This is a genomic window from Collimonas sp. PA-H2, from assembly GCF_002564105.1.
Lineage (GTDB): Bacteria > Pseudomonadota > Gammaproteobacteria > Burkholderiales > Burkholderiaceae_D > Collimonas.
On sequence record NZ_PDBX01000001.1, the window covers coordinates 1795279 to 1815732 of the forward strand.

Annotated in this window: 13 protein-coding genes, 2 tRNA genes and 3 rRNA genes; 7 read left to right on the top strand and 11 right to left on the bottom strand. The window is 56.4% G+C overall.

Annotated features, from left to right (window positions below):
- Positions 1 to 149 precede the first annotated feature (149 nt).
- Positions 150 to 698 (top strand): acyloxyacyl hydrolase, encoded by a 549-nt coding sequence (locus BCF11_RS08100; protein ID WP_098494291.1) that lies wholly within the window; start codon positions 150 to 152, stop codon positions 696 to 698.
- 289 nt (positions 699 to 987) lie between these two features.
- Here BCF11_RS08100 and rrf read toward each other — a convergent pair.
- From rrf to BCF11_RS08130, 6 genes are all read right to left on the bottom strand, one after another.
- Positions 988 to 1100 (bottom strand): 5S ribosomal RNA (gene rrf / locus BCF11_RS08105).
- A gap of 193 nt (positions 1101 to 1293) precedes the next feature.
- Positions 1294 to 4166 (bottom strand): 23S ribosomal RNA (locus BCF11_RS08110).
- 331 nt (positions 4167 to 4497) lie between these two features.
- A tRNA-Ala gene (locus BCF11_RS08115) sits at positions 4498 to 4573 on the bottom strand.
- Between the two features lie 9 nt (positions 4574 to 4582).
- Positions 4583 to 4659, bottom strand: a tRNA-Ile gene (locus BCF11_RS08120).
- Between the two features lie 123 nt (positions 4660 to 4782).
- A 16S ribosomal RNA gene (locus BCF11_RS08125) occupies positions 4783 to 6315 on the bottom strand.
- The 16S, 23S and 5S rRNA genes sit together here with 2 tRNA genes alongside, the layout of an rRNA operon.
- Before the next feature lie 512 nt (positions 6316 to 6827).
- On the bottom strand, positions 6828 to 7772 hold the full coding sequence (locus BCF11_RS08130; RefSeq protein ID WP_098494292.1) for a methyltransferase domain-containing protein: 945 nt from the start codon (positions 7770 to 7772) through the stop codon (positions 6828 to 6830).
- Positions 7773 to 7892: 120 nt separating this feature from the next.
- On the opposite strand from BCF11_RS08130, the gene BCF11_RS08135 reads away from it, so the two are divergent.
- The 3 genes from BCF11_RS08135 to BCF11_RS08145 all read left to right on the top strand — a co-directional run bounded on the left by BCF11_RS08135 (position 7893) and on the right by BCF11_RS08145 (position 9774).
- Positions 7893 to 8648, top strand: a complete 756-nt coding sequence (locus BCF11_RS08135; RefSeq protein WP_233212412.1) for a ComF family protein — start codon at positions 7893 to 7895, stop codon at positions 8646 to 8648.
- 42 nt (positions 8649 to 8690) lie between these two features.
- Positions 8691 to 9173 (top strand): tRNA (cytidine(34)-2'-O)-methyltransferase, encoded by a 483-nt coding sequence (locus tag BCF11_RS08140; RefSeq protein WP_098494293.1) that lies wholly within the window; start codon positions 8691 to 8693, stop codon positions 9171 to 9173.
- A gap of 121 nt (positions 9174 to 9294) precedes the next feature.
- Positions 9295 to 9774: a copper chaperone PCu(A)C gene (locus tag BCF11_RS08145; RefSeq protein ID WP_098494294.1), complete on the top strand. Its 480-nt coding sequence runs from the start codon at positions 9295 to 9297 to the stop codon at positions 9772 to 9774.
- Between the two features lie 67 nt (positions 9775 to 9841).
- On the opposite strand, the gene rfaE2 is transcribed toward BCF11_RS08145, so the two are convergent.
- The 4 genes from rfaE2 to BCF11_RS08165 form a co-directional block, all read right to left on the bottom strand.
- Positions 9842 to 10321 (bottom strand): D-glycero-beta-D-manno-heptose 1-phosphate adenylyltransferase, encoded by a 480-nt coding sequence (gene rfaE2, locus BCF11_RS08150; protein WP_098494295.1) that lies wholly within the window; start codon positions 10319 to 10321, stop codon positions 9842 to 9844.
- 93 nt (positions 10322 to 10414) lie between these two features.
- Positions 10415 to 11269 carry a ferritin gene (locus BCF11_RS08155; RefSeq protein ID WP_098494296.1) on the bottom strand — a complete coding sequence of 285 codons (855 nt, stop codon included), beginning with the start codon at positions 11267 to 11269 and terminating at the stop codon, positions 10415 to 10417.
- A 622-nt stretch (positions 11270 to 11891) separates the two neighbouring features.
- A complete protein-coding gene (locus BCF11_RS28150; RefSeq protein ID WP_199110792.1) occupies positions 11892 to 12548 on the bottom strand; it encodes a PhaM family polyhydroxyalkanoate granule multifunctional regulatory protein in 657 nt (218 codons plus the stop codon).
- Between the two features lie 45 nt (positions 12549 to 12593).
- The gene (locus BCF11_RS08165; protein WP_369827736.1) at positions 12594 to 13892 is read right to left on the bottom strand and encodes a branched-chain amino acid ABC transporter substrate-binding protein; all 1299 of its coding nucleotides are present in this window, start codon (positions 13890 to 13892) and stop codon (positions 12594 to 12596) included.
- Between the two features lie 103 nt (positions 13893 to 13995).
- Between BCF11_RS08165 and BCF11_RS08170 the strand changes: the two genes are divergently transcribed.
- From BCF11_RS08170 to queC, 3 genes are read left to right on the top strand one after another with little or no spacing between them, the layout of a single operon-like run.
- Entirely contained in the window at positions 13996 to 15141 is a 1146-nt protein-coding gene (locus tag BCF11_RS08170) for a DUF3108 domain-containing protein (protein ID WP_098494297.1), read from the top strand.
- A 36-nt stretch (positions 15142 to 15177) separates the two neighbouring features.
- Positions 15178 to 15948, top strand: coding sequence for a DUF3108 domain-containing protein (locus tag BCF11_RS08175; protein ID WP_098497382.1), 771 nt, complete (start codon positions 15178 to 15180; stop codon positions 15946 to 15948).
- 1 nt (position 15949) lies between these two features.
- Entirely contained in the window at positions 15950 to 16684 is a 735-nt protein-coding gene (gene queC / locus BCF11_RS08180) for a 7-cyano-7-deazaguanine synthase QueC (RefSeq protein WP_098494298.1), read from the top strand.
- A 103-nt stretch (positions 16685 to 16787) separates the two neighbouring features.
- Here the strand turns inward: queC and BCF11_RS08185 are convergent, their stop codons facing one another.
- Positions 16788 to 20393, bottom strand: a complete 3606-nt coding sequence (locus BCF11_RS08185) for an indolepyruvate ferredoxin oxidoreductase family protein (RefSeq protein WP_098494299.1) — start codon at positions 20391 to 20393, stop codon at positions 16788 to 16790.
- Between the last annotated feature and the right edge of the window lie 61 nt (positions 20394 to 20454).

Sequence of the window (20454 nt, forward strand, 5' to 3'; positions counted from 1 at the left end):
CTTTAGGGCTGTAGCTGCGCGCCGCGGCAATCCGCACCGGGGGCAATATGTGCCTGTCGGCGGCACCGTCGGCCAGCGCAACCTTTCCATGAATAAGGCGAGGGCTTGTCTGCCATTCGTTTTTTATTTTTTACGCTCGAAAGTCTTTTATGCAAAAAAAACAAACCGGACTCAAGATGCTTGCTGCAGCCTGCCTGCTGGCTGGCGCTCACGCGAACAGCTTCGCCGTTGACTCTGCATCGTTCGAACTCGGTACCGGCAACAAGAGCCAACTGGCCAGGGTTGCCGCACAATGGAATTGGAACGCGCCGCTGTGGCAGGGCAGCAGCACACAACTCGGCGGCTACTGGGATCTGAGCCTGGCTGAATTCCGTCAGAACCAATACCAGAATGTTCCTGGCCAATCGAAAAACCTGACCGACATCGGCTTCACGCCTGTGTTCCGCTTCCAGAGCAACGATAAAAGAGGCCTGTACGGTGAAGCCGGCATCGGCGTACACCTGATGTCGCACCTGTATGACAACAACAGCCGCCGTTTTTCGACCGCTTTTGAATTTGGCGACCACCTGGGCGCCGGCTATGTGTTCGGCAACGGCCTTGATGTCGGCATCAAGCTGCAGCATTTCTCCAACGGCGGCATCAAGAAGCCGAACAGCGGCGCTAACTTTGCCGTGTTGCGGGTGGCTTATCCGTTCTAATTGCGATCGTTGATCAAGATAAAAAGCAGAATACGTAAGCAGAAAAGCCAGTCGCGAAAGCAGACTGGCTTTTTTTTTGTCGATTTTTCGAAGGTGCTACGGAAAATATCGGAAAGATTTGGCGTCTGAGATAGCATTTTTCCGTATTGCGGTGCCGTCCGTGGCGTGAATCTTCATCGAATTTCGGCACAGCGTTGATTTTTAAGTGCATTTTTGCGGTCTTTTACAAATCGATCGCGCAAAGCAAAAACCCTCTGCAAGGTAAGTTGCAGAGGGTTTTTTAATAAAAGCCTGACGATGACCTACTTTCACACTGGTTGCAGCACTATCATCGGCGCAAATTCGTTTCACGGTCCTGTTCGGGATGGGAAGGGGTGGTACCAAATCGCTATGGTCATCAGGCATAACTTGTAACCGCTGCTTGTTCTCCAGTAGGAGCAACAAACAACGCAATCTAGAAGAAGTAGTTTTTTATACCGAGCTCACTAGGGTGAGTGAGCCCGGTTGGGTATGAATGTCCAAACGGTGTTGCTATCTTTGATGGATAGTCACCTAGGCAAACAAAAAAGCTCATCATATAACCTGCTAAGGTTATAGGGACAAGCCTCACGGGCAATTAGTATCAGTTAGCTTAACGTATTACTACGCTTCCACACCTGACCTATCAACGTCCTGGTCTCGAACGACCCTTTAGGGGAATCTAGTTCCCGGGAAATATCATCTTAAGGCAAGTTTCCCGCTTAGATGCTTTCAGCGGTTATCTCTTCCGAACTTAGCTACCCGGCAATGCCACTGGCGTGACAACCGGTACACCAGAGGTTCGTCCACTCCGGTCCTCTCGTACTAGGAGCAGCCCCCTTCAAATTTCCAACGCCCACGGCAGATAGGGACCAAACTGTCTCACGACGTTTTAAACCCAGCTCACGTACCACTTTAAATGGCGAACAGCCATACCCTTGGGACCGGCTACAGCCCCAGGATGTGATGAGCCGACATCGAGGTGCCAAACTCCCCCGTCGATATGAACTCTTGGGAGGAATCAGCCTGTTATCCCCAGAGTACCTTTTATCCGTTGAGCGATGGCCCTTCCATACAGAACCACCGGATCACTATGTCCTACTTTCGTACCTGCTCGACTTGTCAGTCTCGCAGTTAAGCACGCTTATGCCATTGCACTATTAGCACGATGTCCGACCGTACCTAGCGTACCTTCGAACTCCTCCGTTACACTTTGGGAGGAGACCGCCCCAGTCAAACTGCCTACCATGCACTGTCCCCGATCCGGATAACGGACCAAGGTTAGAACCTCAAACAAACCAGGGTGGTATTTCAAGGTTGGCTCCACGAGAACTAGCGTCCCCGCTTCAAAGCCTCCCACCTATCCTACACAGATTGGTTCAAAGTCCAATGCAAAGCTACAGTAAAGGTTCATGGGGTCTTTCCGTCTAGCCGCGGGTAGATTGCATCATCACAAACATTTCAACTTCGCTGAGTCTCGGGAGGAGACAGTGTGGCCATCGTTACGCCATTCGTGCAGGTCGGAACTTACCCGACAAGGAATTTCGCTACCTTAGGACCGTTATAGTTACGGCCGCCGTTTACTGGGACTTCAATCAAGAGCTTGCACCCCATCATTTAATCTTCCAGCACCGGGCAGGCGTCACACCCTATACGTCCACTTTCGTGTTTGCAGAGTGCTGTGTTTTTATTAAACAGTCGCAGCCACCTTTTTATTGCAGCCCTTTCGTCCTTCTGGCGCAGGCCAGTCAAACTACCGGGGCGTACCTTATCCCGAAGTTACGGTACAAATTTGCCGAGTTCCTTCTCCCGAGTTCTCTCAAGCGCCTTAGAATACTCATCTCGCCCACCTGTGTCGGTTTGCGGTACGGTCTCGTTAGACTGAAGCTTAGAGGCTTTTCTTGGAACCACTTCCGATTGCTTCACCAATAAATTGGCTCGTCCCATACCCTTGAATTACGCTGCCGGATTTGCCTAACAGCCTTCTGTGATATAGGAACCGGGACTTCCAACACCCGGACAACCTTCCGCGATCCGTCCCCCCATCGCATCTAACGACGGTGCAGGAATATTAACCTGCTTCCCATCAGCTACGCATCTCTGCCTCGCCTTAGGGGCCGACTCACCCTGCTCCGATGAACGTTGAACAGGAAACCTTGGGCTTACGGCGTGGGGGCTTTTCACCCCCATTATCGCTACTCATGTCAGCATTCGCACTTCTGATACCTCCAGCATCCTTTACAAGACACCTTCGCAGGCTTACAGAACGCTCTCCTACCATATCCTTACGGATATCCGCAGCTTCGGTGACTGGCTTAGCCCCGTTACATCTTCCGCGCAGGACGACTCGATCAGTGAGCTATTACGCTTTCTTTAAAGGATGGCTGCTTCTAAGCCAACCTCCTGACTGTTTTAGCCTTCCCACTTCGTTTGCCACTTAGCCAATCTTTGGGACCTTAGCTGGCGGTCTGGGTTGTTTCCCTCTTGACGTCGGACGTTAGCACCCGGCGTCTGTCTCCCAAGCTCGCACTCATCGGTATTCGGAGTTTGCAATGGTTTGGTAAGTCTCGATGACCCCCTAGCCATAACAGTGCTCTACCCCCGATGGTGATACTTGAGGCACTACCTAAATAGTTTTCGGAGAGAACCAGCTATTTCCAAGTTTGTTTAGCCTTTCACCCCTACCCACAGCTCATCCCCTAATTTTTCAACATTAGTGGGTTCGGACCTCCAGTGCGTGTTACCGCACCTTCATCCTGGCCATGAGTAGATCACTTGGTTTCGGGTCTACACCCAGCGACTGAACGCCCTATTCGGACTCGATTTCTCTACGCCTTCCCTATACGGTTAAGCTTGCCACTGAATGTAAGTCGCTGACCCATTATACAAAAGGTACGCAGTCACGGAACAAGTCCGCTCCTACTGTTTGTATGCACACGGTTTCAGGATCTATTTCACTCCCCTTCCGGGGTTCTTTTCGCCTTTCCCTCACGGTACTGGTTCACTATCGGTCGATATCGAGTATTTAGCCTTGGAGGATGGTCCCCCCATGTTCAGACAGGATTACACGTGTCCCGCCCTACTTGTTGCAAGCTTAGTTCCACAATGATCATTTCGTATAAGGGGCTATCACCCTCTATGGCCGACGTTTCCAAGTCGTTCTACTATGTCCACTGCTAAAACTTGCGGCTGTTCCCATTTCGCTCGCCACTACTTTGGGAATCTCGGTTGATTTCTTTTCCTGCAGCTACTTAGATGTTTCAGTTCGCCGCGTTCGCTTTGCAACCCTATGTATTCAGGTTGCAATGACCACTAGGGCCGGGTTTCCCCATTCGGAAATCTGCGGATCAAAGCTTGTTTGCTAGCTCCCCGCAGCTTATCGCAAGCTACTACGTCCTTCATCGCCTGATATCGCCAAGGCATCCACCATGTGCACTTATTCACTTGTCCCTATAACTTTAGCCTCTAGCTGCGTTCACAGCTAAAAAGCGGTTATAGAGGTATTTCTATGAGTTTAGCGTTTGCCGTATCCAAAGTGTTATCGCATTCTCCATGCAGCTTGCGCCCATGGAGTCTTTTGAGAACTCTTTACATACTTTTTGATTTGATACAATCATACCCATCCACAACAATGTCTTGTCATGGACGAATCTTTACTACTTCTTCTAGATTGTTAAAGAACGGTAAAACCAGTGATCTTAAAAAGACCAAACCTAAATCCCAGCGCGCTACTGCGCCGACTTAGGTTTGATATTTCTTGCTTCTTCTCACCAAGGAAACTTGGTGGAGGTTGACGGGATCGAACCGACGACCCCCTGCTTGCAAAGCAGGTGCTCTCCCAGCTGAGCTAAACCCCCGAAACTTTATGGTGGGTCTGGTTGGGCTCGAACCAACGACCCCCGCGTTATCAACACGGTGCTCTAACCAACTGAGCTACAGACCCGCTTGGATCAGTACGAGCCTACCATCAACTCCAGCGCTTTCACGCCGCAGCCTTTGACCGATACCTGTTCTTCTTTATTAACAGACGATAAGTGTGGACGCTTAACTTTCATGCAAACTCTAGAAAGGAGGTGATCCAGCCGCACCTTCCGATACGGCTACCTTGTTACGACTTCACCCCAGTCACGAATCCTACCGTGGTAAGCGCCCTCCTTACGGTTAGGCTACCTACTTCTGGTAAAACCCGCTCCCATGGTGTGACGGGCGGTGTGTACAAGACCCGGGAACGTATTCACCGCGACATGCTGATCCGCGATTACTAGCGATTCCAACTTCATGTAGTCGAGTTGCAGACTACAATCCGGACTACGATACACTTTCTGGGATTAGCTCCCCCTCGCGGGTTGGCGGCCCTCTGTATGTACCATTGTATGACGTGTGAAGCCCTACCCATAAGGGCCATGAGGACTTGACGTCATCCCCACCTTCCTCCGGTTTGTCACCGGCAGTCTCATTAGAGTGCCCTTTCGTAGCAACTAATGACAAGGGTTGCGCTCGTTGCGGGACTTAACCCAACATCTCACGACACGAGCTGACGACAGCCATGCAGCACCTGTGTTACAGTTTTCTTTCGAACACTCCCAAATCTCTTCGGGATTCTGTACATGTCAAGGGTAGGTAAGGTTTTTCGCGTTGCATCGAATTAATCCACATCATCCACCGCTTGTGCGGGTCCCCGTCAATTCCTTTGAGTTTTAATCTTGCGACCGTACTCCCCAGGCGGTCTACTTCACGCGTTAGCTGCGTTACCAAGTCAATTAAGACCCGACAACTAGTAGACATCGTTTAGGGCGTGGACTACCAGGGTATCTAATCCTGTTTGCTCCCCACGCTTTCGTGCATGAGCGTCAGTGTTATCCCAGGGGGCTGCCTTCGCCATCGGTATTCCTCCACATCTCTACGCATTTCACTGCTACACGTGGAATTCTACCCCCCTCTGACACACTCTAGCTATGCAGTCACAAATGCCATTCCCAGGTTAAGCCCGGGGATTTCACACCTGTCTTACATAACCGCCTGCGCACGCTTTACGCCCAGTAATTCCGATTAACGCTTGCACCCTACGTATTACCGCGGCTGCTGGCACGTAGTTAGCCGGTGCTTATTCTTCAGGTACCGTCATTAGGACATCGTATTAGGACATCCCGTTTCTTCCCTGACAAAAGAGCTTTACAACCCGAAGGCCTTCTTCACTCACGCGGCATTGCTGGATCAGGGTTGCCCCCATTGTCCAAAATTCCCCACTGCTGCCTCCCGTAGGAGTCTGGGCCGTGTCTCAGTCCCAGTGTGGCTGGTCGTCCTCTCAGACCAGCTACTGATCGAAGCCTTGGTGAGCCTTTACCTCACCAACTAGCTAATCAGATATCGGCCGCTCTATGAGCATGAGGCCCTTACGGGTCCCCCACTTTCATCCGTAGATCGTATGCGGTATTAGCTAATCTTTCGACTAGTTATCCCCCACTCAAAGGTACGTTCCGATATATTACTCACCCGTTCGCCACTCGTCAGCGGAGCAAGCTCCCTGTTACCGTTCGACTTGCATGTGTAAGGCATGCCGCCAGCGTTCAATCTGAGCCAGGATCAAACTCTTCAGTTCAATCTCTGTTTTGTGGCATTGCTGCCTAGCATCTCTGCTATCGCTCACTCAAAATACTGACAGGCCACTTCTTTGCAGAAGCGCCTATTTTCTTCTTTTGTGAACATTTAATGTTTTAAGTTATACGCTCCTGATTTACATCAGCAGCGCTGCACTTCCATCAAACGCCCACACTTATCGACTGTTAATTGTTAAAGAACCTTCTACTTCGCGTCACCGTCTTACCGGTTCGCGTCGCTGTCAAATCGTTTTGTTTGTCAGCAGCAGAGAGATGAGATTATGTAGCGTTTCAAGTTTTTCGTCAACTACTTTTTTACTTCTCACCGAAAAACTTTTTACTTCCAACACAACCTGCAACCCGCTTTTTTCCCCTCAAACTTCGCGCTCAAATCAGCCTCAATTCCTTGCTGCTGCTTCGCTTCTTTCGCGTCGTTCTCAACGGGAGGCGAACTATAGCAACCCCCTCAATTCCCCGCAAGTACTTTTAACCAAATTCTTTAAAATATTTCGATTTACCTGCTTTTACCCAAATCCCAGCGCACGATGGACTCGCCGCTACCAGTAGTCTTTGGCACTGGGCGGAAGGCATGGCCATAGATGATCTCGAAGGTCAGCGGCAGTTTGCCGTCCGCCCGGCGGCGCGCTTCCAGCGCAGCTTTAAGGCGTACGCCTGCCTCCCTACTTAATAAGCCGCGGCCACGCGTCGCCAGAGGATTGCCGCCCCACGCTCTTACATCGGCCAACAGCTTATCCACCGTGTCATAGGTGACGGTAATCGTTTCCATATCCATGACCGGTGTAGAGAAACCGGCATTGACCAGCATGTCGCCGAAATCATGCATGTCCACGAACGGCAATATATGAGCGCCGGCGTCGATGCCGGCAAATGCATTGCGCAGCTCTTTAAAGGTATCCGGCCCGAAGCAGGAGAACATCAGCAGGCCGTCCACCCGTAATATGCGGCGCCACTCGGCGAACACGCGGTCCGGCTGCGGATGCCAGTGCAGCGCCAGGTTCGACCAGACCAGGTCGACTGTGTTCGGCGCCAGCGGCAACTGGGCGAAATCGCCGCACAGCAGCGCCGACGACAACTGCTCGCCACTATTGGTAAACGGCAGCCACTTCTTTAATAAGCGGTTGACCGATAGCTGCGCACCCTGCCGTTGCTCTTTTGCTAACGACAACATGGCGGCCGAAGCATCCAGTCCGATAATCGCGGCATCGGCAAAGCGCTGCTGCAATGTATATATATCAGGGCCGGCGCCGCAGCCGGCATCCAGCACCCGCTGCGGCGTTAGTTTCACCAGAGCAAGGCGCTCGTGCATGCGGCTGGATATTTCCCGGCGCATGAACTCGGATTCGCGCACCAGTGCAGGCTGGGCAAACAGTTCGCGTACCCGGCGCAAGTCGATCGGGGCGCTTTGGCTGGTTTCAGAAGGAGGCAATGAGGTAGACATCAAAATCCGGCAGGTGAGATGAAATGCGATAATCGCCAGTAGTTTACACGCTTGATTGTATGTAAGCTGACTGCAGTGTCCTGATTCAGTGCCCTGATTAACCAGAACGAGACTTGTCCTTTGCTATTCCCCCGACTGCGCCTATGGCCGCAACAGCAACTTGCCCGCATCCTGCGCGGCATGCCGTCCTGCTGCGCCTTATGCGGGCAGAACGGCAAGCGCGTGATTTGCGACGGCTGCAGCAAGCACTACTTTGCCGACCGGCCGCGCCGCTGCGCCCAATGTGCAAATCCGCTGCCCCAGCCCGGCGGCGCCAGCCTGCTCCAGTGCGGCAACTGCCTGAAGCAGGCCAGGGCCTTCGACGCCACTATCGTTGTATGCGATTATGCAGCGCCGGTCGACCAGCTGATCCTGGCGCTGAAGTTCCGCGGCCAGCTGGCGCTGGCGCCGGTGTTTGCGCAAATGCTGAGGGATGCCATGCTGCTGCAGGCAACAGTCGCCCGCTTGGAACTGCCGGAAATATTGATGGCGGTTCCGCTCAGCGCACAGCGGCTGCAGCAGCGCGGTTTCAATCAGGCGCATGAGATAGCCAAGCCATTGGCGCGCCTGACCGGCATTCCCCTGCGCCACGATCTGTTGCAGCGTCAGCGCGACACCTTGCCGCAATCCATGGGGCTGGACCTGGAGCAGCGCCGCCGCAATTTGCGCCAGGCCTTTGCCATGGCGCCGGCGGCAAGCGCAAAAATCGGCGGCCGCCATATAGGCGTGGTCGACGATGTCATGACTACCGGCGAAACGCTGCACGCGCTGGCCAAGACCCTGCGCCGCCATGGCGCCCGCCGGATCACCAATTTCGTCTTCGCAAGAACCCCTTAAGTGGCTTGCGTCGTCATTACTCTATATAGAAGGAGAAGCAGATTGTTCCACGTCGTCCTGGTTGAACCGGAAATTCCACCGAATACCGGCAACATCATCCGCCTGTGCGCCAATACCGGCGCGCAGCTGCACCTGATCGAGCCGCTCGGCTTTCCGCTCGATGATGCCAAGATGCGCCGCGCCGGTCTCGACTATCACGACTACGCCAGCATGAAAGTACATGTCGACTGGGATGCCTTCATTGCCAGCATGCGTGCGGCCGGCAGCTATGCGCCGGAGCGCATGTTTGCCATGACCACCCATGGCTCGACGCCGTTCGCCAGCCTGGCCTTCCTGCCGGGCGACGTCTTCGTGTTCGGTTCGGAAACCCGCGGCCTGGCTCCGGCGTTGCGCGAATCATTCGCGCCTGCGCAGCGCATCCGCCTGCCGATGCGGCCGGATAACCGCAGTCTGAATCTGTCGAATACCGTGGCGGTGGTCGTCTATGAAGCCTGGCGCCAGAATGGCTTCAGCGGCGGCGCCTGATAAACATTTCCATGAATAAAATCATAAGCGTGGCCGCATTGCTATAATCGTAAGTCAGGCTGCAGCAACCAACGCAGCCGCGCTGCAGGAACAATCTGCGCAATCTACTCAAAGGATCAGCATGTCTTTACGTTCGGTTTCCCTGTTCTTCTGCGCGCTGGCGATCAGCGTGTCGGCCCATGCCCACGAATATACAGTCGGCGCTTTGCATATCGGCCATCCTTATGCCCGCGCCACCGTGCCGGGCCAGCCCAGCGGCGGCGCCTTCCTCAGCATCGAGAATACCGGCAAGGATGCCGACAAGCTGATCGGCGTCAGTTCGCCGGCGGCCAAGAGCGCGGAGATCCACACCATGTCCATGGACGGCAATGTCATGAAAATGCGCGAGGTCGGCGAGATTGAACTTGCGCCAGCCGCCACCGTCGACATGAAACCGGGCAACGGCTATCACATCATGCTGATCGGCCTGACCCAGCCGTTGAAGGCGGGTGACAAGTTTCCGCTGACGCTGACTTTCCAGAAAGCCGGCAAAATCGACGTATCGGTCAGTGTCACCGACATGAGCGGAAAATCGGCTGAGGCAATGCATCAACAGCACTAGGCAGCTGCCGCCGGCCCATAAAAAAAGCGCGGAATCCGCGCTTTTTTTTCGTCCCGTGCCACTGCCGTCACGCGCCTTGCCGCACCTTGTCCAGCAATTTGCTGGTCGAGCGGTCATGGGCAAAGGCGATGGCGACCACCTGGCCGCCGTAGGCCAGCACCGCCTGGCCTTCCGGAATCGCATCCATCTGATAATCGCCGCCTTTGACATACACGCCGGGCCGCGCTTCCTGCACCACCTCCAGCGCCGTATCTTCGTCAAACTCGACCACCAGGCTGACTGCTTCCAGCGCCGCCAGCACTGCCATGCGGTCGGCGCAGGTATTGATCGGGCGGTCATCGCCCTTGCCCAGACGTTTGACCGAGGCATCGGTATTCACCGCGACCACCAGCGACGCCCCCTGCTCGCGCGCCTGCGCCAGATAGGTGACATGGCCGCGATGCAAGAGGTCGAACACGCCATTGGTCAGCACCACCGGCTGCGGCAGAGCGGCAATCCGCGCCTTCAATTCGGCGCGGGTACAAAGCTTGTTTTCAAATGTAGGCATGGCGAATATAAAAAAAGCCGCAACAACGCGGCTTGGTATCAATGAAGGTCCGGGAGGCAGCGTGGAAAATTTCGCCGCCGATGCTCCCGGTGATCAGACTGCTTCGGCCGACTTCAGCGCCAGGCGCGCAACCACTTCCTTGCGATAGCGGTTCAGTTCCTGCACGGTGTCGAAAGTGCGTTCGAACAGCAAGGACATATTGTGCAGGATGCGATCGACCACTTTCTTTTCCCACACGCCGTCGAACTTGATCTGGTCGTCCAGCCAGCGCTCCAGCCATTCCGGATCCGGCAGGCGGCTTTGCACCGTGTCGTTCGGGAACAGAGACTGGTTAACGTGCAGATTGGTCGGGTGCAGCGGCTTTTCGGTGCGGCGCGCCGAAGCCATCAGGACGCCGATCTTGGCGAATGCGGCCGAAGCGCTGTCGCCGACTTCGGACAAGGCCTTCTTCATGTAGCGCAGATAAGCGCCGCCGTGGCGTGCTTCATCCTGGCTGATGATCTTGTAGATCTGCTTGATCACCGGCTCGGTGTGCCAGTCGGAGGCGCAGCGGTACCAGTGATTGAGGCGGATTTCGCCGCAGAAATGCATCATCAGGGTTTCCAGCGCCGGCGCCGGATCGAATTCGAAACGCACATTGTCCAGCTCGGCTTCGGTAGGCACCAGCTCAGGCCGGAAGCGGCGCAGGTATTCCATCAGCACCAGCGAGTGCTTCTGCTCTTCGAAGAACCAGACCGACATGAAAGCGCAAAAATCGCTGTCGCCGTGGTTATCACGCAAAAACATCTCGGTTGCAGGCAGCGCCGACCATTCCGTAATCGCATTCATACGAATAGTTTGAGCTTGTTCGTCGGACAGCTGGGTGGCATCAAACTTGTCCCATGGAATATCGGTCTCCATGTTCCAGCGGACTTGTTCAAGCGATTTAAACAGTTCTGGATACAGCATACATACCTTAAGCAAGTGAGTTAACTGTTCGATTTTACCAAGAATTTGTTACAAGGCCGTTTATAAACCTGTCGACCGGCCCTTTTTTGCTGGAAATTTGGCTTAAATCACAACAAAGTCAATTGGTCGTTTAGAGTTTTCAGTCGGTCAGAAGCCGGTCCTCTGGGCTGTTTTACACGCCAGCTGCGGAAAAGCGGCTAGCGCCATCGGCTGCACCACGATAAAAATAGTTAGCCAAGCCGCCACTTTCAAATCCGATTGTCCATTCTGCCGCGTATCACATTACAAGCCCGCATTCATACCGCCAGCCGGTGCACAAGCTATGTAGAAAGCGGCGGATGAAAATTGCGCTCATTGGCTTGGATATCGTGCGCAGCTCGCCACGGCGAGGCCAGACTTCCGGTGCCGGCACCGGCTTCCTAGTCTTCAATCATCGCACTTATCTGACGCTAGTCAAGCTGTTCGAAGAACCGACATTGCCACAGTGGCAACCGGCACCTCATATCCAGTCATGATGACGAACGACATCCGCAACCCCCTTGGAACAAAGCGCCAATCTCACTCACTACGGTCTTCGCACTGCGTGCAACTTCCCAAGCCTGCGCTATCCGTGGCGTAGTCCTTATTTAGAAGCCGGTTTGATTTTCGCTGTTGCCGTTTTTGCCTTGCCGACGACAGCACCGCCGGCCTTTTTTACCACAGGCTTGGCGCTGCTCTTGGCATCTTTCCTGGCTGCCGTGCCTGGCGTCGGTTTCGCCGCTTTTTCCGTTGCCGCAACGCTGTTCACTGCCTGCTTGAACTGGCTTTGCAGCAGGTCCCACCAGGCATTGGCATTTCCTGCCGAGGGAGGGACAGCAGCGGCATCCGGCGCTGGCGGCACCGGCGATTCCGGCTCATGCTCTTTCGCTGCCGGCGCCGCATCGGCATTTTGCGCCGCGTTCATGAATGAAAACGGAAAACCCGAGGGCATGGCCCATGCATTCGCTGCCGGCTCATCGCCGTTTTCCTCTGCTGGCTGATTGACAGCGGTGCCCATTGCTCGCAGCGCCGACAGCGTCGCGCTCTGTACCTCGAGCGCCTGGATGGTGGTGCGCAGCATGTTCAGGTTGAGATTCAGCCATGACTCCACCGCCTTCAGATCGGTGATCTTCTTGTTGATCTCTTCCACCGACAAGGTCGGCACGACCATGCCCGGCACACCCATGCCGCCCCACATCTTCTTGATGAATTCAAGACTGTCCTGCATTGCGTCTGCTCCTGGAATATTAGAACCGCTCATCGCCAATCTCCTTCAAGGAAAATCCATCTTACCGCTACTTCCGCCTCAGGGGCGCTGCATCTTGCAGGTAGTGGGCAGCGCCGTCGCCGCCGGCGCCAGATAGCGCTCGGTCTTGAAGCCGTAGCCGCTGCCTTCATTGTCAAAGCGGATGCCGCCGTCGGCAAGCTTTTGCATCACCGCGACATACAGCGGCTGGATCAATTGATGGTCGCTGGCGCGCATGCTTGCTTCGTGAAACCTGCTTTTGTATTGCGCCCCTTCCAACGCTCGCGCCACCGCTGCCGCCTCCGTCGATTGGGCCTTCTCGATGGCGCTCACCAGCATGTCTATCATGACATCCATGCGCAAAAACATATAGTCATCTTTCGGCTGCGGGAAGCGCTGCCGGAAACTGCGATAGAAAACGTCGCTGGCGGCATTCTGGACGCCGTCGGCAATATTAGGATGCCACTCTGCGACCGCACGCACCGTCCCCACACCCGCATCGCCGATGGCCGCCGGCGCCCCCAGGCTATTGGCATAGAAGGTATAGAACTTGAGGCGCAGGCCGGCTTCCTTGGCGGCTTTCACCAGCAGGGTCAGGTCATTACCCCAATTGCCGGTGATGACCGTATCAGCGCCGCTGGCGCGAATCTTGGCGATGTAGGGAGCGAAATCCTTGACCTTGCCGATCGGATGCAATTCATCGCCGACGATCTTGATGTCCGGCCGCGCCGCCTGCAGTTGCTGGCGCGCGGCCTTGGCCACCTGCTGGCCGAAACTGTAATCCTGGCCGATCAGGTAAACACTTTTTGCCTTGTCGTCGCTTTTGATGACTTCGACCAGCGCGTGCATGCGCATATCGGCATTGGCATCGAAACGGAAATGCCAGAAACTGCATTTTTCATTGGTCAGCGCCGGATCGACCGCCGAGTAGTTCAGGAACAGCACGCGATTGTCAGGCGTCCGGACATTGTGCTTGTTGATTGCCTCGACCAGTGCGCCGGCCACGGCAGAACTATTGCCTTCCAGTACGAAGGGGATTTTCTGGTCAGTCAATTGCTTTAACTGCAACAGGGCGTCTTCCACTCCTTGCTTGCTGTCGAACACGCTCAGGCTGAGAGGATGGCGGCCGTCCGGCAAGCGCACGCCGCCGCGCGCATTGACCTGCTCCACCGCGAAACGGATATTGTGCTCCACTGCCTCGCCGGCATTGGCAAACGGGCCCGACATGCCTTCGATCATGCCCAGCCGGATCGGCGCCAGCATGGCGGGAGCCGCGGCCAGGACCAGCGGCGGCATGAGCCCACCGGCCAGCATGAATGCCAGCGCCAGGCTGGCGGTAAAACGTGATTGCTGCGACATCGGCAACTATTCCAGTTTGATATAGGTCCAATATTTTACGTTGTTTATTGCATACTCTTGCGCTGGAAGGAGTTAATCTGGACGGATCGTTTACACTATGCGGATGTCGTCTTCCTCCGAATACACCTCAACACCGCGTTTTACCTTTGGCAGCCGTCGTCGCTGGCTGGGGGTATTGCTGCTCACTGCTTTGCTGCACATCCTGCTGATCGTATGGGGCGGCCGCCAGTTCAACGCACCGTTGTCGGTGGAGCGGCGCGACCACATCATCATGACCAATATCGCGGCCCTGCCGCCGGTGGAAAAGCCGGTGCTGTTGCCGCAAGAACCAAAACCGCAGCCGAAAACCAGCCCACGACCGCGTCCGGTTGCCGCGGCCAAACCCCGGCCGGCTCCCGAGCCGGCGGTAGAAGTGCCGGATATGCCGATCAGGGAAACCGTGATGCCTATTGTCGATGCCCAGCCGGCCGGACCAGCCATGGCTGACGCAGCTGCCGGCGCCGCCGAAGCCAAACCGCCGGTGGAGCATCCCGGACCGGCAGAGCCGGCGAAAGTCACTCCTGCCGCCGGCAAGCACTATCAAACCAGTCCGCCGCCTTCAGCGGAACTGAAATACGCTGTGGAAGCGTTGCAAAAGGGCCAGAACTATCATGGCAGCGGTAAAATCACCTGGCAAACCGATGGCGGCAGCTACACCGTCAATGGCGAGGCAGGCGCCTTGTTCATCACCGTTCTGGATTTCAAGAGCGAAGGCGAATTCAATGGCTTTGGCGTGGCGCCCATAACTTACACGCAAAAGCGTTTCCGCAAGCCTGCGACGAAAACGATTTTTCACCGCGAACTCAACCAGATTGTCTTTTCCTCTTCGGACAACAAATATCCGCGCAGCGGCGGCGAGCAGGACCGCGCCAGCGTAGTCTGGCAACTGGCGAGCATCGGCCGCGGCGACAGCTCGCAATTTGCACCGGGCGCAGTGATCGACCTGTTTGTCGCCGGTCCGCTGGACGCCGAAACCTGGCGCATGCAGATCGTCGGCCAGGAAAAAATCGATGTCGACGGCGACCAGCGCGCAGTCTGGCATGTGATCCGCATTCCGGAGCCCGGCTCTCACGAACAGCGGCTGGACATCTGGCTGTCGCCGCAACAGGAATGGTATCCGGTCAAATTGCGCTTTACCGAAACCGACGGCGACTACCTCGACATGTCCTTGTCCAAGCTAAAGCAGCTGGATCCAAACGCGCTGAATTAGACCAAGCTGGTGAACCAGCAATTTTTTTGGGAAATCATGAAATCATCAACATTGTCCTTGTTCCGTCTTGCCGCCGCTGCCGCGCTCTGCTGTCATCTGCTGAGCGCCAGCGCAGCCGGCACGGATCATCCGGCCACCAAGTACAAAATCGACCTGCCGCCGTCGGCCGAGCTGGACTACGCGATTCAAGCCAAGCAAAGCGGCATCGCGCTCGGCGGTGAAGGCACAGTCAGGTGGCAGGTAGCGGACAAGCGCTTTAGCGTCAATTCGGAAACCCGCGCCATGCTGTTCGGGAAAATCCTGGAATCGTCCAGCGAAGGCGCGATCGACGATTTCGGCCTGGCGCCGACGCAGTTCATCAACAAACGCTACCGCAAGCAAGCCACCACCACCACCTTCCATCGCGACAGCGGCACCATCGGTTTTTCCGAATCCAGCGACAGCTACCCGCTGAAGGGCGGCGAGCAGGATCGCACCAGCATCATCTGGCAGCTGATTTCCGTGGCGCGGGCGGCGCCGCAACAGTTCAAGCCGGGGTCAAACTGGACCTTCTTCGTGGCCGGCATGCACGATGCCGAAGCATGGACTTTCAAGGTCGTCAATACCGAAAAAATCAAGACCCCCATGGGCGATCTTGAGACCATTCATATCTTCAAGGCGCCACCGCCAGACGCCAAGGACCAGCAGCTCGATATCTGGCTGGCGCCTTCCCTGGAATGGTATCCGGTGCGTTTGCGCTTCACCGAACCGAACAAGGATTTTGTCGAACAGACTCTGCAACAGGTCAGCAACAAGGGAGCAAAATAATATGAGTACAGCAAACAGCGCACCAAGCAGCACACCAAACGGCGCCATCGTCCTGTTCAGCGGCGGCCAGGATTCCACCACTTGCCTGGCATGGGCCCTGGCGCGCTATGAGCGGGTCGAGACCATCGGCTTCGACTACGGCCAGCGGCATGCTGTCGAGCTGACCGTGCGCCCGATCCTGCTGCAGAAAATCCGCGCCCAGTTTCCGCACTGGGCTCATAAATTGGGCGAAGACCACATGATCGACCTGTCGCTGATTTCAAAGATCTCATCGACCGCCATGACAGAAAACGTCGAAATCGTGATGCAGGAAAACGGCTTGCCGAATACTTTCGTTCCCGGCCGCAACCTGCTGTTCATGACAGTGGCCGCCACCGTCGCCTACCGACGCGGCTTGAACGTGCTGGTGGGCGGCATGTGCGAAACCGACTTCTCCGGCTATCCGGATTGCCGCGACGACACCATGAAAGCCTTGCAGGTGGCGCTCAACCTCGGCATGGCGACCCAGCTCAAGCTGGAAACGCCATTGATGTGGATCGACAAGTCGGAAACCTGGAAACTGGCGCAAGATCTTGGCGGCGATGCCCTGGTCGACCTGATCCGGGCCGATACCCATACCTGCTATCTGGGCGAGCGCGGCGCTTTGCATGACTGGGGCTATGGCTGCGGCACTTGTCCGGCATGTGCGTTGCGGGCGCGCGGCTACCAGCAATTCAAGCAAGGCGCGGCGGCCTGAAAGGTCAGTCTGGCAATCGCCGAGATATTCCGTACACTGAAATGCAAAACGGCGGGTAGATTTTCATCTACCCGCCGTTTTTTTAACGATCAACCGCGATCAATCAAGCCGCGATCGAACGAGACAACTCCCCTTTTGCTTCAGGTGCAGCAAACTGATTCAGCAACTGTGCTTCCTTGGCGCGGGCTGCCGCCAGATGCCGGTCCTTGACGTGGCCATAACCGCGGATTTCTTCCGGCAGGCTGGCAATCGCGACGGCGCTGGTCAGGTTGTCGGCAGTCAGTTTCGGCAGCAAGGAAGTAATGATTTCCTTGTAATGCACGATCAAGGCCCGCTCTTCCTTGCGCTCAGCGGTGTAGCCGAAAACGTCCAGCGCGCTGCCGCGCAGGAATTTCAGTTTCGCCAGGACGCCGAAAGCACGCATCATCCATGGTCCGAATTCCTGCTTGATCAGATGGCCGTGGGCATCGTGCTTGGCCAGCAGCGGCGGCGCCAGATGGAACTTGAGCTTGTAGTCGCCTTCGAACATGGCGGCAATTTTCGCCTTGAACGCACCGTCGGTATACAGACGCGCTACTTCATACTCATCCTTGTAAGCCATCAGCTTGAACAGATACGTGGCGACCGCAGTGCTCAAACGATGCCCGCCATGCAGGTGTTCTGCAGCCTGCACCTGCTCGACAAAAGCGCGGTACTGTTCTGCATAGGCGGCGTCCTGGTAGGAAGTGAGGACGGCGACGCGGCGCTTGATCAAATCATCCAGCTTAGGCGTGCGTTTGAATTCGATCACCTGTGCCTGCGTATCACTGAGACGAGTGCGCTTTTCCAGTCCCGCCAGATCGATCGCAGCCGTGCGGCCCCAGACAAATGCCTGCTTGTTGAACGCGACCTGCAAGGCGTTCAGTTCGATCGCGCGCATCAGCGATGCTTCGGTCAATGGCACCCAGCCCTTTTGCCAGGCATAGCCCAGCATGAACATATTGGTGGCGATGGCGTCGCCCATCAAGGCCGTCGCGATATGACCGGCGTTGATGAACTCGACGCGATCGCTGCCGCAGGCCGCACGGATATCGTGCTCGGCTGCTGCATCGGGAGATTGCCAGTCCGGATTCTTGACGAATGCCGCAGTCGGCGTACGGGTCGAATTGATCGCCGCGTATGTGCGGCCTTCGCCCATGCGCGACAGTGCATCGCGGTTGGCGCTGACAATGGCGTCGCAGCCGATCACCAGGTCGGCGTCGCCGGTGCCGACGCGCGTCGAATAGATATCGTCCGGATGATCCGCCAGACGCACGTGCGACATCACCGGACCGCCCTTTTGCGCCAGGCCGCTCATGTCCAGCACCGAACAGCCCTTGCCTTCGACGTGCGCTGCCATCGCCAGGATCTGGCCGATGGTGACCACGCCGGTGCCGCCGATACCGGTCACCAGGATGCCGAAAGGCTTGACAGTGCTTGGCAGGACCGGCGACGGCAGGGCCGCTACCGGAGCGTCCGCTGTAGCCGGTGTGGCCGATATCTTGGCCGGCTTCTTCAGGTTGCCGCCTTCGACCGTCACAAAGCTCGGGCAGAATCCGGTAACGCAAGAGAAATCCTTGTTGCACGAAGATTGGTTGATCTGGCGCTTGCGGCCGAACTCGGTTTCCAGCGGCTCCACCGACAGGCAGTTCGACTGCACGCTGCAATCGCCGCAGCCTTCACACACGGCTTCGTTGATCACTGCGCGCTTGGCTGGATCCGGATATTCATTGCGTTTCCGGCGCCGGCGTTTTTCCGAAGCGCAGGTCTGGTCGTAAATCATGGCCGAGCAGCCTTCGATCTCGCGCAGCTCACGTTGCACGGCATCCAGTTCGCTGCGATGACGGATCGTCACACCCGGCGCCCAGTCGACGCTCGATCCGTATTTTTCCGGTTCGTCGGTCACCACGATAATCGGCGTCACGCCTTCCGCCGCGATCTGGCGCGAAATCATGGCCGGATCGAGCGGGCCATCGAAAGCCTGGCCGCCGGTCATGGCGACCGCATCGTTGAACAGGATCTTGTAGGTGATGTTGACCTTGGCCGCGACCGATGCACGGATCGCCAGCAGGCCGGAGTGAAAATAAGTGCCGTCGCCGAGATTGGCGAACACGTGCTTTTCCGTGGTGAACGGCGCTTGTCCGACCCAGGTCACGCCTTCGCCGCCCATGTGGGTGAAGGTGGACGATTCGCGGTCCATCCACAGCACCATGTAATGGCAGCCGATACCGGCCAGGCCGCGGCTGCCGTCCGGCAGCTTGGTCGAGGTATTGTGCGGACAGCCGGAGCAGAAATGCGGCACGCGGTCCTTGTTCGGATCCGGCTTGCTGCTGATGTTCAGCAGCGCTTCCTTGGCTTCCAGATAGGCGACCCGTTGCTGCACGCGCTGTGCTACCGGATGGCCGGCAAAGTATTTCGACACGCGGGTGGCGATGGCGCGGGCGATCTGCGCCGGGTTCAGTTCATAGGTGGCCGGCAGCAGCCAGTCGCCATGGCCTTCGCCGCTGCGGTTGCTCCATTCGCCGGTATCGTCGAACTTGCCGACCACGCGTGGCCGCACATCGTCGCGCCAGTTGTAGAGCTCTTCCTTGACCTGGTATTCGAGGATCTGGCGCTTTTCTTCCACCACCAGAATTTCTTCCAGGCCTTGCGCAAACTCGCGTACGCCTTCCGCTTCCAGCGGCCAGGTCATGCCGATCTTGTACAGGCGGATGCCGATGTCGCGCGCTACGGTTTCGTCGATGCCGAGGTCGGCCAGCGCCTGGCGCGTGTCCAGATAGGATTTGCCGGCGGTGATGATGCCGATCTTGGCGCGCGGGCTGTCCCAGACGATCTGGTTCAGCTTGTTGACGCGGGCATAGGCCAGCGCTGCGTACCATTTGTAATTGTTCATCCGCGCTTCCTGTCCCAGCACGGTGTCTGGCAGGCGGATATTCAAGCCGTCGGCCGGCAGTTCAAAATCGGCGGCAGTCGGCAAGACAATCTTGACGCGGTCCGGATCGAGATCGATCGAAGCGCCGGACTCGACCAGGTCGGTGACGCATTTCATCGATACCCACAAACCGGTATAGCGGCTCATGGCCCAGCCATGCAAGCCGTAGTCGAGATATTCCTGCACCGAGGAGGGATACAGCACCGGAATGCCGCAGGCTTTCAGGATATGTTCGCTCTGGTGCGCGGTGGTCGACGATTTTGCTGCGTGATCGTCGCCGGCCAGCACCAGCACGCCGCCATTCTTGGAAGTGCCTGCCATGTTGGCGTGCTTGAAGACGTCGCCGCAACGGTCGACGCCGGGGCCTTTGCCGTACCACATGCCGAACACGCCATCGTACTGCGCGCCGGGAAACAGATTGACCTGCTGCGTACCCCAGACACTGGTGGCGGCAAGGTCTTCATTCATGCCGGGGTGGAATTTGACGTGATGCGATTCCAGATATTTCTTGGCCTTGGCGGCGGTCAGATCGACGCTGCCGAGCGGGGAACCGCGATAACCGGTCACGAAACCGGCGGTGTTCAATCCAGCTTGCACATCGCGCTGCCGTTGCAGCATCGGCAAACGAATGATGGCCTGCGTGCCCGTCATGAAAGCACGGCCGCGTTCTAGTGTAAATTTATCATCAAGGGAAATGCTATCAGCTGCAGACGCTTGCGTGGGCAGCAAGGCTTGCGCCGATTTGAGTGGTGCGTTCATTCAGTCTCCGTGCCAAAAATTATGTTTTTGATTGCACTGCGTGGAGGTTATCCTACGCGGT

Bases quoted from the DNA above. Each gene is read 5' to 3' on its own strand.
- BCF11_RS08100 (WP_098494291.1), top strand. From the start codon at position 150: ATGCAAAAAAAACAAACCGGACTCAAGATGCTTGCTGCAGCCTGCCTG.
- BCF11_RS08130 (WP_098494292.1), bottom strand. From the start codon at position 7,772: ATGTCTACCTCATTGCCTCCTTCTGAAACCAGCCAAAGCGCCCCGATC.
- BCF11_RS08145 (WP_098494294.1), top strand. From the start codon at position 9,295: ATGTCTTTACGTTCGGTTTCCCTGTTCTTCTGCGCGCTGGCGATCAGC.
- rfaE2 (WP_098494295.1), bottom strand. From the start codon at position 10,321: ATGCCTACATTTGAAAACAAGCTTTGTACCCGCGCCGAATTGAAGGCG.
- BCF11_RS08155 (WP_098494296.1), bottom strand. From the start codon at position 11,269: ATGCTGTATCCAGAACTGTTTAAATCGCTTGAACAAGTCCGCTGGAAC.
- BCF11_RS28150 (WP_199110792.1), bottom strand. From the start codon at position 12,548: ATGAGCGGTTCTAATATTCCAGGAGCAGACGCAATGCAGGACAGTCTT.
- BCF11_RS08165 (WP_369827736.1), bottom strand. From the start codon at position 13,892: ATGTCGCAGCAATCACGTTTTACCGCCAGCCTGGCGCTGGCATTCATG.
- BCF11_RS08170 (WP_098494297.1), top strand. From the start codon at position 13,996: ATGTCGTCTTCCTCCGAATACACCTCAACACCGCGTTTTACCTTTGGC.
- BCF11_RS08175 (WP_098497382.1), top strand. From the start codon at position 15,178: ATGAAATCATCAACATTGTCCTTGTTCCGTCTTGCCGCCGCTGCCGCG.
- queC (WP_098494298.1), top strand. From the start codon at position 15,950: ATGAGTACAGCAAACAGCGCACCAAGCAGCACACCAAACGGCGCCATC.
- BCF11_RS08185 (WP_098494299.1), bottom strand. From the start codon at position 20,393: ATGAACGCACCACTCAAATCGGCGCAAGCCTTGCTGCCCACGCAAGCG.